At 68.2% G+C, this 10,705-nt stretch carries 9 protein-coding genes and 1 pseudogene; 7 read left to right on the forward strand and 3 right to left on the reverse strand.

Annotation, left to right across the window (positions count from 1 at the left end; translation table 11 throughout):
• The first annotated feature begins 228 nt into the window (after positions 1-228).
• Together ACFY01_RS26110 and ACFY01_RS26115 are read left to right on the forward strand one after the other, a co-directional pair.
• Positions 229-1,695, forward strand: coding sequence for a cellulase family glycosylhydrolase (locus tag ACFY01_RS26110; protein ID WP_390738153.1), 1,467 nt, complete (start codon positions 229-231; stop codon positions 1,693-1,695).
• Between the two features lie 83 nt (positions 1,696-1,778).
• The gene (locus tag ACFY01_RS26115; protein ID WP_390738154.1) at positions 1,779-3,512 is read left to right on the forward strand and encodes a glycoside hydrolase family 6 protein; all 1,734 of its coding nucleotides are present in this window, start codon (positions 1,779-1,781) and stop codon (positions 3,510-3,512) included.
• A gap of 67 nt (positions 3,513-3,579) precedes the next feature.
• Here ACFY01_RS26115 and ACFY01_RS26120 read toward each other — a convergent pair.
• A pseudogene (locus tag ACFY01_RS26120) lies at positions 3,580-3,774 on the reverse strand (phytanoyl-CoA dioxygenase); the annotation flags it as partial.
• A 141-nt stretch (positions 3,775-3,915) separates the two neighbouring features.
• Here ACFY01_RS26120 and ACFY01_RS26125 point away from each other — a divergent pair.
• Both ACFY01_RS26125 and ACFY01_RS26130 read left to right on the forward strand, forming a co-directional pair.
• The gene (locus tag ACFY01_RS26125) at positions 3,916-4,815 is read left to right on the forward strand and encodes a class I SAM-dependent methyltransferase (protein WP_390738155.1); all 900 of its coding nucleotides are present in this window, start codon (positions 3,916-3,918) and stop codon (positions 4,813-4,815) included.
• A 197-nt stretch (positions 4,816-5,012) separates the two neighbouring features.
• On the forward strand, positions 5,013-5,714 hold the full coding sequence (locus ACFY01_RS26130; RefSeq protein ID WP_390738156.1) for an SDR family oxidoreductase: 702 nt from the start codon (positions 5,013-5,015) through the stop codon (positions 5,712-5,714).
• Between the two features lie 63 nt (positions 5,715-5,777).
• On the opposite strand, the gene ACFY01_RS26135 is transcribed toward ACFY01_RS26130, so the two are convergent.
• Positions 5,778-6,476 carry a glycoside hydrolase family 75 protein gene (locus ACFY01_RS26135; protein ID WP_390738157.1) on the reverse strand — a complete coding sequence of 233 codons (699 nt, stop codon included), beginning with the start codon at positions 6,474-6,476 and terminating at the stop codon, positions 5,778-5,780.
• 194 nt (positions 6,477-6,670) lie between these two features.
• Here ACFY01_RS26135 and ACFY01_RS26140 point away from each other — a divergent pair, with 194 nt between their 5' ends.
• The gene (locus ACFY01_RS26140) at positions 6,671-7,282 is read left to right on the forward strand and encodes a hypothetical protein (protein WP_390738158.1); all 612 of its coding nucleotides are present in this window, start codon (positions 6,671-6,673) and stop codon (positions 7,280-7,282) included.
• A 70-nt stretch (positions 7,283-7,352) separates the two neighbouring features.
• On the opposite strand, the gene ACFY01_RS26145 is transcribed toward ACFY01_RS26140, so the two are convergent.
• Positions 7,353-8,189, reverse strand: a complete 837-nt coding sequence (locus ACFY01_RS26145) for an aldo/keto reductase (protein WP_390738159.1) — start codon at positions 8,187-8,189, stop codon at positions 7,353-7,355.
• 542 nt (positions 8,190-8,731) lie between these two features.
• Between ACFY01_RS26145 and ACFY01_RS26150 the strand changes: the two genes are divergently transcribed.
• Together ACFY01_RS26150 and ACFY01_RS26155 are read left to right on the forward strand one after the other, a co-directional pair.
• Positions 8,732-9,910 (forward strand): glycoside hydrolase family 105 protein, encoded by a 1,179-nt coding sequence (locus ACFY01_RS26150; protein WP_390738160.1) that lies wholly within the window; start codon positions 8,732-8,734, stop codon positions 9,908-9,910.
• Between the two features lie 4 nt (positions 9,911-9,914).
• Entirely contained in the window at positions 9,915-10,703 is a 789-nt protein-coding gene (locus ACFY01_RS26155) for a Tat pathway signal sequence domain protein (protein ID WP_390738161.1), read from the forward strand.
• The last annotated feature ends 2 nt before the right edge of the window (positions 10,704-10,705 follow it).

Consider the following 10,705-nt stretch of genomic DNA (forward strand, 5'->3'; position numbering starts at 1 on the left):
AGAAGTCAAGGCTTGAACCAGTGGGAGCGCTCCCATAGTGGAGACGGGGGTGTGAACGGTCAAGGTGCTTGAAGAGTCGAAAAGATTCGACGGATCCGGTTGAGGAAAAGTCAAGCGACTCCTCTGTCCTTTGCCGGTACTTGGCGCTACCTTCCTTCGCACCAGTGGGAGCGATTCCGTTCAGTCGACGCGTCCGTAACGACGCGCCCGAGCTGCAAGGACTCGCTCATGCGACACCCCCCGCGTTCAGTACTTTTAGCCGTCGCCGGGACGGTCACACTCCTCGCGAGCGTGACCGTCCCGGCGGTCACGGCACAGGGAGCCACACCCGCGTGCACGGTGGAGTACTCCGTCACCAGCCAGTGGGACACCGGCTTCCAGGGCTCCGTGAAAATCACCAACATCAAGGCCGCGCTGAGCAGTTGGAACCTCACCTTCGACTTCGCGAATGGCCAGAAGGTCACCCAGGGCTGGAACGCCAAATGGTCCCAGTCCGGCACCACCGTGACCGCGGCCAACGAGACCTGGAACGGCTCCCTGGGCACCGGCGCCAGCGTCAGCGCCGGGTTCCTCGGCTCCCGGTCAGGCAGCAACTCCGTACCGACGACGTTCAAGCTCAACGGGACGACCTGCAACGTCGACACCGACCCGCCGCCCACCGACCCACCCCCGACGACCGGCAAGGCACCCGCCCTGCACGTCTCCGGCAACAAGCTCGTCGACGCCGACGGAAAGACCCGCCGGCTGCTCGGCGTGAACCGCTCCGGCGGCGAGTTCATGTGCGTCCAGGGCTACGGCATCTGGGACGGCCCCGCCGACGACGCGGCCGTCGCGGCGATCGCCGACTGGAAGGCCAACGCGGTCCGCATCCCGCTCAACGAGGAATGCTGGCTGGGCCTTGCCAACATCAAACCGGAGTACGCGGGCGCCAACTACATCAACGCGGTCAAGGACCTGGTGGCGCGCGTCGAAGCGCACGGCATGACGCCGATCGTCGAACTGCACTGGTCCTACGGCCAGTACACCGGCAACTCGGCCGGCTGCTCCGACGTGCACGCCACCTGCCAGAAACCGATGCCCGACATGCAGTACACCCCCTCGTTCTGGTCCTCCGTGGCCGGCACCTTCAAGGACGACCCGGCGGTGGCGTTCGACCTGTTCAACGAGCCGTATCCGGACCGGGCGACATCCACCACCACCCAGGCGTGGCAGTGCTGGAAGGACGGCGGCACCTGCCCCGGCATTTCGTACGAGGTCGCCGGTATGCAGGACCTCGTCGATTCCATACGATCCGCCGGCGCCAAGAACGTCATCCTGGCCGGCGGGCTCGCCTACTCCAACGACCTCAGCCAGTGGCTGACGTACAAGCCCACCGACCCCACCGGCAATCTCGCCGCCGCCTACCACGTCTACAACTTCAACACCTGCGCCAGTGAGAGCTGCTGGAACTCGACCCTGGCCCCGGTGGCGGCCCAAGTGCCGCTGGTGGCAGGAGAGATCGGCGAGAACACCTGCTCGCACGGCTTCGTCGACCAGGTCATGAAGTGGTTCGACGACCGGAACCTGTCCTACCTGGGCTGGACCTGGAACACCTGGGACTGCTCCTCCGGCCCGTCCCTGATCTCCAGCTACGACGGCACGCCCACCGCCTACGGCGTCGGCCTGCGCGACCACCTGCGCGCCGTCAACCCGTAAGTCCGCACCGCAAGCCCACAGGTGGAAACGACATCCGCAACACGACACCCGCAACTCCCGCAACGGAGAGGGAACCCGCACTCATGAGTCGTACCAGATCAGCGATGCTCGCCGCCCTGGCGCTGCTCGCCGGCGCCTCGGGGACGGCGTACGCGTCCGTCCCGGCCACGGACGCCGGTATCTCCGCCATCCCCTGCACCGTCGACTACAAGGTGCAGAACCAGTGGGACACCGGCTTCACCGCCGCCGTGACGGTCACCAACAACGGCGCCGCGAAGTCCGCCTGGTCCGTCAAGTGGTCCTACGCCGGCAACCAGAAGGTCACCAGCGGCTGGAACGCCAAGATCACCCAGAGCGGCACCGCCGTCACCGCGAACAACGAGACGTACAACGGCAGCCTGGCGGCCGGAGGGTCGGTCAGCTTCGGCTTCAACGGCACCTACAGCGGCAGCAACGCCGTCCCGGCCGCCTTCACCCTGGACGGCGTCACCTGCAACGTGGACGACGGCGGCGGTGGGGGCGACAACGGGGGCGGTGGCAACAACGGGGGCGGCGGAACCGGCAGCCGTGTCGACAATCCGTACGCCGGCGCCAAGGTGTACGTGAACCCGGAGTGGTCGGCCAACGCAGCCGCCGAACCGGGCGGCAGCCGCGTCTCCAACCAGCCCACCGGCGTCTGGCTGGACCGCATCGCTGCGATCAACGGCGCGAACGGTCACATGGGCCTGCGTGCCCACCTGGACGCCGCCCTCGCCCAGAAGGGCAGCAACGAAGAGGTCATCCAGCTCGTCATCTACGACCTGCCCGGCCGTGACTGCTCCGCCCTCGCCTCCAACGGCGAACTCGGCCCGACCGACATCGACAAGTACAAGACGCAGTTCATCGACCCGATCGCCGCGATCCTCGCCGACCCCAAGTACGCCTCGCTCAGGATCGTCAACACCATCGAGCTCGACTCGCTGCCCAACCTCATCACCAACACCGGCAGCAAGGCCACCGCCACCCCTGCCTGCGACACCATGCTCGCCAACGGCAACTACCAGAAGGGCGTCAGCTACGCCCTGGCCAAGCTCGGCGCCATCCCCAACGTCTACAACTACCTCGACGCAGGCCACCACGGCTGGCTCGGCTGGGACGACAACTTCGGCCCGACCGCGACCCTGTTCAAGCAGGTGGCGACCAGCAACGGGGCGACTGTGGACGATGTACAGGGCTTCATCACCAACACGGCCAACTACAGCGCCCTGAAGGAGAACAACTTCACCATCAACGACACGGTGAACGGCACCTCCGTACGCCAGTCCAAGTGGGTCGACTGGAACCGCTACGTCGACGAGCTGTCCTACGCCCAGGCCTTCCGCAACCAAGCGGTGTCCGTCGGCTTCAACTCCAACATCGGCATGCTCATCGACACCTCCCGCAACGGCTGGGGCGGCACCGCCCGCCCGACCGGCCCCGGTCCGCAGACCAGCGTCGACACCTACGTCGACGGCGGCCGCTACGACCGCCGCATCCACGTCGGAAACTGGTGCAACCAGTCCGGTGCCGGCCTCGGCGAACGCCCCCAGGCCAGCCCGGCCACCGGCATCGACGCCTACGTGTGGATGAAGCCCCCGGGCGAGTCCGACGGCTCCAGCAGCGCCATCGCCAACGACGAGGGCAAGGGCTTCGACCGCATGTGCGACCCGACGTACACGGGCAACCCCCGCAACGGCAACAACATGTCGGGCGCCCTTCCCAACGCACCACTGTCCGGGCACTGGTTCTCCGCCCAGTTCCAGCAGCTGATGCAGAACGCCTACCCGCCGCTGTCGTGACCCGGTGACGCCCAGGCGATCCGCCGGGTTCAGCCCTCCGGGGCCAGACCCCGGCGGATCGCGAACTCCCACGGGATCGCAGGTTGGCGTACGGCCAGGTCTCACCCTCCGGGACGTGGCCCCCGTCGACGTGCCGGCCCGCGTCGTCCGGTTCGTCGGCGTGCGGGAAGCGCAACGGGAAGGCGCCCAGGTGGCAGCGGGGCTTCCAGCGGCCCGCACCGACCAGCAGGTCGAACGCCGCATGCAGCTTCGAGGGAGCGCTCCACCAGTTCGTCGTCCACCGCCTGATGCTCGGTGGTCCCCGGTTTCCGCCGCATCCCGTTTTTGCCGTCGTGGCAACACCGCTGGCCGGTCGGCGGTGCGTCGGCGCAGTCTGGCGGCATCCGGAAGAGAGGCTGACACCATGGCGCACCACCACGAGCACAGCGACCAGCACGGCCAGGGGCACGGTCACGGGCACACGGACATCGACTGGGCCGAGATGGGTCCGCAGCTGGAGAACCAGGCGGAACTGTTCAGCCCCGTCTACGAGCGAGCCATGGCCTGGCTGGCGCGGGAAGTGACCGAACCCGGTCTGATCGTCGACGCGGGCAGCGGTCCCGGCGTCGTGTCGTGCCTGTTCGCCGAGGCGTTCCCGGGCGCGAGGGTCATGGCCGTGGATGTCGCCGAGCCCCTTCTGGAACGGGCCCGCGCCCGGGCGGCCCGGCAGGGCGTCGCCGACCGCTTCGCCACCCTGGCCGGTGAGCTCCCTGACGTCCTGGGTGAGTTGGAATACCCCGCCGACCTATTGTGGGCCGGCCGCAGCCTGCACCACCTCGGCGACCAGCGGGCCGCCCTCACCGCCTTCGCGGACCGCCTGGCCCCCGGCGGCACCCTGGCCCTGCTCGAGGGCGGCCTGCCCTCCCGTTTCCTGCCCCGCGACATCGGCATCGGCCGGCCCGGACTTCAGGCGCGCCTCGACGTCGTGCAGGAGGAATGGTTCACGCGTATGCGGGCCGACCTGCCCGGCTCCGTCGCCGTGACCGAGGACTGGCCGGCCCTGCTGACCGCGGCCGGCCTCAAGCACACCCGCACCCGCAGCTTCCTGCTCGACCTGCCCGCACCCGCGTCCGACCGGGCCCGCGCCTACGTCGCCGAGTCCCTCGCCCGGCTCCGCGACGCGATCACCGACGGCCTCGACGCCGAGGACCGCGCCACACTGGACCGCCTGCTCGACCCGGCCGACCCGGCGAGTGTGCACCGGCGGCCGGATGTGTTCCTGCTGGGGGCATACACGGTGCACACGGCCGTACGGCCGGTCTAGTCGATCGCATACACCGATCGCATACAGCAATCGCATGCGGTGACTGCATACGGCGTCCGGCGGATGCCGCCGGGCATGCGATCCACGGTCGACTGGCTGTCCCGCGGTCCAAACCCCATGCCAAACAAGGAGCTTGACTTCGAGCCCTCTCGAAGTGATGAACTCGCCCGCGTCCGTCCGAAACGCAGGGGGTAACCATGACAGATTCTCCGGTCGCGCTCATCACCGGCGGCGGCAGCGGTATCGGCGCCGCTGTCGCCCGGCAACTGCTGGATGCCGGGCACCGGGTCGCCGTCACCGGGCGCGGTGAGAAGAGGCTGCGGGAGTTCGCCGAGAGCCTCGGCAACCCGGACGGTCTGCTGACGTTCACCGGCAACGCGGGCGTGTACGAAGACATACAGTCGGCGGTCGACCGTACCCTGAAGACGTATGGCCGACTGGACACGGTCATCGCCAACGCAGGTCACGCCACTCACGACTCCGTCGCCGACGGCGACCCCGCCGGCTGGACGGAGATGGTGCTCACCAACGTCCTCGGTCCCGCCCTCCTCATCCGCGCCTCCATCGACGCCCTGAAGGAGACCCGTGGCCGGATCGTCCTCGTCGGCAGCGTCGCCGGATTCGTGAACACGCCCGGCAACATCTACGGCGCGACCAAGTGGGCGGTGACCGGCCTCGCCGAGAACACCCGGCGCCAGGTCACGGAGTTCGGCGTCGGTGTCACGCTGATCGCCCCCGGCCGGGTGGAGACGCCCTTCTGGGACGGTAACGGCAGTCTTCCGCCGGGTCACCTGCTCACCGCCGACCAGATCGCCGACTCCGTGGTCTGGGCGATCCGGCAGCCCGCCGGCGTCGACGTCAACACCGTGGTCGTCCGGCCGATCGGGCAGCCCAACTGACGTAGCGCGAGGCCCGGTGCCGCCGCCCAGGACGCGGCACCGGACCCGCCTCCCCTCCCAGGCTCAGTTGTTGGCGAGGAACTGTTTGGCCAGCTGGTCCCCGAGGGACACCGCCGCGCTGTGGCTCTCTATGGGGGAGACCTTCGAGTTCTTGAACAGGATGTACGTCACGCCGGAGTCGGTGCCGCCGGTCGCCGGGTCCGGGTCGATGCCGAGGGCCTTGGCGGTGGCGTACGAGGCCTCGCCGATGATCTTCGTGGGGCCGGTGTCACCGACGACCGCGTACTCGACCTTGTTGTTGTAGATGACGGCGACCACGCCGCCGCCCTTGATGCCCGCGCCGGCGTAGTTCCAGATGCTGCTGGAACTGGGGACGACGACGTACGGCAGCGACTCGGCCTTGAGCGGCTTGCCGTCGGACTGGTGGAAGGCGGTGTCGTCCTGGTACCAGGGGTCGCGGTCCTCGTTGCAGTTGGTGGTGCGCTGGCCGTCGCAGTCGATGTCCATGTCGGCCTTCCAGAACACCGCGCCGTTCTTGCCGCACACGGGGATCGTGGCCGATGTCTCGTCGTCGGTCTTGTACTTGCCGTTGGAGATCTGCGAACAGGACTTCACCTTGGCGAGCAGGTCGGCCGCGCTGACCGAACCCTCCTGGGCGGAGGCCGGGGTGGTGGGATTGCCGGAGGCGTTCGCGGGGAGCACTCCGGCAGCGAGCAGAGCGGCCCCGGAGGCCGCGGCGAGGGTCAGTGTTCGAAGGCGCACTGTGGGGGACCCTTCTGTTAGGAAAGTTTCCTTACTCGAGTGTCGTACAAAGTGGACCCGGCAGCATGTCCCCGTCAACCCCTGGGATGTGAAGTCGGTCGCCGTCCCCTGATTGGCGGTCGTCCTGGCTGGGGGGAAGACTGGCAGTGTCCGGAATTCCGGACGCGTGTACGACATCCCGGAGGCGACGAGCCATGTTCGTACGCAGCATCTACGCGACCGGTGACCCCGCGAAGATCGACGCGGCGATCAGGGCGCTGAACTCGGAGGGCCGGGACCTGCTGGAAGAGCGTCCGGGATACCGCGGGGCGGGCGTCTTCGTGGACCGGACGCTGGGCAAGCTGCTGGCCGTGAGCTGGTGGGAGTCCGAGGAGGCCCGGCGCAACAGCGACGAGGTGATGCGTGAGCGGCGCGGCGCGCTGCTGGGGCCGTTCGCCGGAACGCTCGCGGTCGACAACGCCGAGGTGGCTGTCCTGCACGAGATCAGGCAGCCGCGGGTGGGCGGCGGACTGCGCATCGCCAGGCTGGAGTTCGAGCCCGCCGACGCCGACCTGCTGGCCGACACGTTCCGGGCGTCGGTCGTGCCCCGGCTGGAGGTCATGGCGGGGCTGGCCAGGGCCGCCCTGTTCATCGACCGGGAACGCGGACGAGGTCTGGTCTGGACCCTGTTCACCGACCGAGAGTCCCTCGCCGCGTCCCGCGCGGCCCAGGCCGCGGCCTGGCACGAAGGGGCGGCCAAGGCGAACGTGACCGTGACCGGGCTGGAGGAGCTCGAGGTCATCCACGCGGACGCGCAGGACTACTGAGGCCTGGTCACACGGCCCGGCGCGTCCGCCCCGCGGCATGGCGGGGCGGACGGTCGTACGAGGGCGGGTGTCAGCCCATGTCGAAGGTGGCCGGGTCGGGGCCCAGGCGCCGGTCCTCGTTCAGCGCGCTGATCGCCGCGAGGTCCTCGGTGTCCAGGCTGAAGTCGAACACCTCGATGTTCTCCCTGATCCGGGACGGCGTCACGGACTTGGGGATCACGATGTTGCCGAGCTGGAGGTGCCAGCGCAGCACGACCTGGGCCGGGGTGCGGTTGTGCTTCTGGGCGATGGCCACGATCGCCGGGACCTCCAGCAGGCCCTTGCCCGAACCCAGCGGCGACCAGGCCTCGACGGCGATGCCCTGCTCGGCGTGGTACTCACGGGCCGCGTGCTGCTGAAGGTGCGGGTGGAGCTCGATCTGGTTGACGGCCGGCACGACCGAGGTCTCGGCGAGCAGGTGCTCGAGGTGCTCCGGAAGGAAGTTGGAGACGCCGATGGCGCGCACCCGCCCGTCGGCGAGCAGCTTCTCGAACGCCTTGTACGTGTCCACGTACTTGCCGCGGGCCGGCAGCGGCCAGTGGATCAGGTACAGGTCGATGTACTCCAGGCCGAGCTTGGCCAGCGAGGTGTCGAACGCGCGGAGGGTGGAGTCGTACCCCTGGTCGCTGTTCCAGAGCTTGGTGGTGACGAAGACGTCCTCGCGGGGGAGGCCGGCGGCGGCGATGGCCTTGCCGGTGCCCTCTTCGTTGCCGTAGATCGCCGCTGTGTCGATGCTGCGGTACCGGGCCTCGAGCGCCGCGGCGACGGCCTGCTCGGCCTCGTCGTCCGGCACCTGCCAGACGCCGAAGCCCAGCTGGGGCATCTCGACGCCATTGTTCAGGATGATCGGGGGGACCTTGCTGCTCACGAGCTCTTGATCCTTAGGTTGTCGACAAGTGGTACTCCCATCGTCAACGATCACGGGCCGCGATGCATTCCTCACCGCCGAATCCGCCGGAACTGACCCGCGAGTCACCGCGGCGGACGGAGAATGGCCGGAAATGCATCCGACCTTATCGGTCCGGACCATTGACCGCGCCCCGTCATCCCGGGAATCTGGATCGCGCCGCCGGACGTGTAGATGAACTCGGTGCATGCCTCTGAACGCCCGCTCTGAGTCTGGGCTGATCTGCGCTTGAAGGCCGTCACCCTGAACCCAAGCTCGGGAAAGGCGGGTACGCAGCCATGAACGGAACCTCGCAGGAGCCCTGCCGGACGGAACTGCTGGTTCTGCATACATCGGATGAAAAGGTCTGGCAAAGCCCTGGTTACCGCCTCGTGGAGGCCCGTCGAGCTGACGGCCTGTCAGTGAGCTGACGCGCGCCGGCACGATCGCACAGACGGATTGCATACGCCGATTGCATACAAGCAGGTCGCATACAGGAAGAGCGCACACCAAGAGGGAGGAACATGAGACGCCGACGCCTGCGGGCGGCGATCACAGCCGTCGCGGTCGCCACCGCCACCCTGGCCGCACTGCCCGCGACCGCCCCGACCCCGGCGGTGGCCGTGAGCCGCCCGGCCGCCGCGCGCGACTGGTCCACGGCCGTCGTCGACTCCACCATGGCCCGCTACACGCCGAGCACGATCGGCGGCTGGTCGTACCCGGTCGGCCTGTACCTCTACGGCCAGTACCTCACCTACCTCAGGACGCACGACGCCCGCTACCTCACCTACATCAAGGACTACGTCGACCGGTTCGTGAAGAGCGACGGCTCGATCAGTCAGTCGTTCAACAGCCTGGACAGCATGCAGGCCGACCGCCTGCTGGTGATCCTGCACCACGAGACGGGCCAGGACCGCTACCGCAAGGCCGCCCGCAAGATCCGCGACCGCCTGAACACCTACCCGCGCACGAGCGACGGCGGTTTCTGGCACGCCGACAACTCCTCCCGCGCACACCAGTTGTGGGCGGACGGCGTCTACATGGTGAACCCGTTCCTCGTCGAGTACGGCAAGGAGTTCGGGGACAGCGTGTATGCGAACGACGAGGCCGCCCGGCAGTTGTACGTCTACGGCAGCCATCTGCAAGTGGGCAACGGGCTGCTCAGGCACGCCTACGACGAGTCGAAGAACGCGAACTGGGCGGACCCGCAGTCCGGGCTGGCTCCCGAGCACTGGTGCCGTGCGGTCGGCTGGTACTCGATGGCGATCGTCGACGTGCTGGACGCGATCCCCACGGGCCATCCGCGTCGTGGCCAGCTCCTCGGAATCCTCCGTCGCCTGGCCGAAGGCCTGGAGAAGTACCAGGATCCGGCGACCGGACGCTGGTACCAGGTGATCGACAAGGGTGGCCGCGGCGACAACTGGACCGAGACGTCGTGCTCCAGCATGTTCACCTACGCCCTCTCGCGCGGTGCCCAGCGCGGATACATCGATCCGCACTACGCGGCCGTGGCGCGCCGCGGCTACGAGGGCGTGCTGGCGGAGCTCTCGACGGGAGCGGACGGCCGGACCGAGCTCGCCGACATCTCCATCGGCACGAACGTGGGTGACTACGCGTACTACGTAGCCCGCACCCGGGCCGTGAACGACTTCCACGGCCTCGGCGCCTTCCTGATCATGAACGAGCAACTGCGAGGTGATTGATGTCATGAGCACATCCAGAAGGGCGCTGCTGGGCGCCGCCATCGGGGGCGCGGCCGGCGCGGTCGCCGGGCTCCCCGCGGCGGGCACCGCACACGCAGCCTCCTGGCAGCAGAAATGGGCACCGTCGGCGAGCCGCGACGGACTCGGCGCCTTCGAGACCGTCGAGGACGACCGTGCCGACTCGCATCCGGCCGGGCAGCCGCACATCTTCGCCACCGGCGACAACTGGCGCTTCAACATGCATACGGTCGACCGTGACACGTCGACCGACCGCCAGAGACAGGAAGTCACCGGTCTGCGGACCGGCAGCAGCAGCTACCTGAAGTGGACCGAGGGCCAGACCTGGCGGATCACGTACTCCATGTACATCCCCAGCTCGCTCAAGGCCACGACGACCTTCACCCACATCATGCAGATGAAGCAGCCCGGCAGCGGAACCTCGCCGATCGTCGTCCAGTCGCTGCGCCGCGTGAACGGTGTGCAGACCATCGAACTGAAGCTGGCGATCGACGACATCCTGGTCGGCCGTACGGACCTCGAGCCGCTGCACGACAAATGGACGAACGTCGACTTCCAGATCAAGGTCGGCAACGGTTCGTCCGGCTCGGTGCGCTGGATCCTCAAGTCCGGTTCCTCGACCGTCATCGACAAGTCGAAGACCGGCGTCGACACCTTCCTCGCCGACCGCGTGCGCCCCAAGTGGGGCATCTACCGCTCCCTCGGCGACACATCCGGATCCCTGCAGAACACCTACCTCCTGCTGACCGACCTCCGCGGCTACCAACTCGTCTGAGG

The organism is Streptomyces sp. NPDC001480 (assembly GCF_042894725.1).
Taxonomy (GTDB): Bacteria; Actinomycetota; Actinomycetes; order Streptomycetales; family Streptomycetaceae; genus Streptomyces.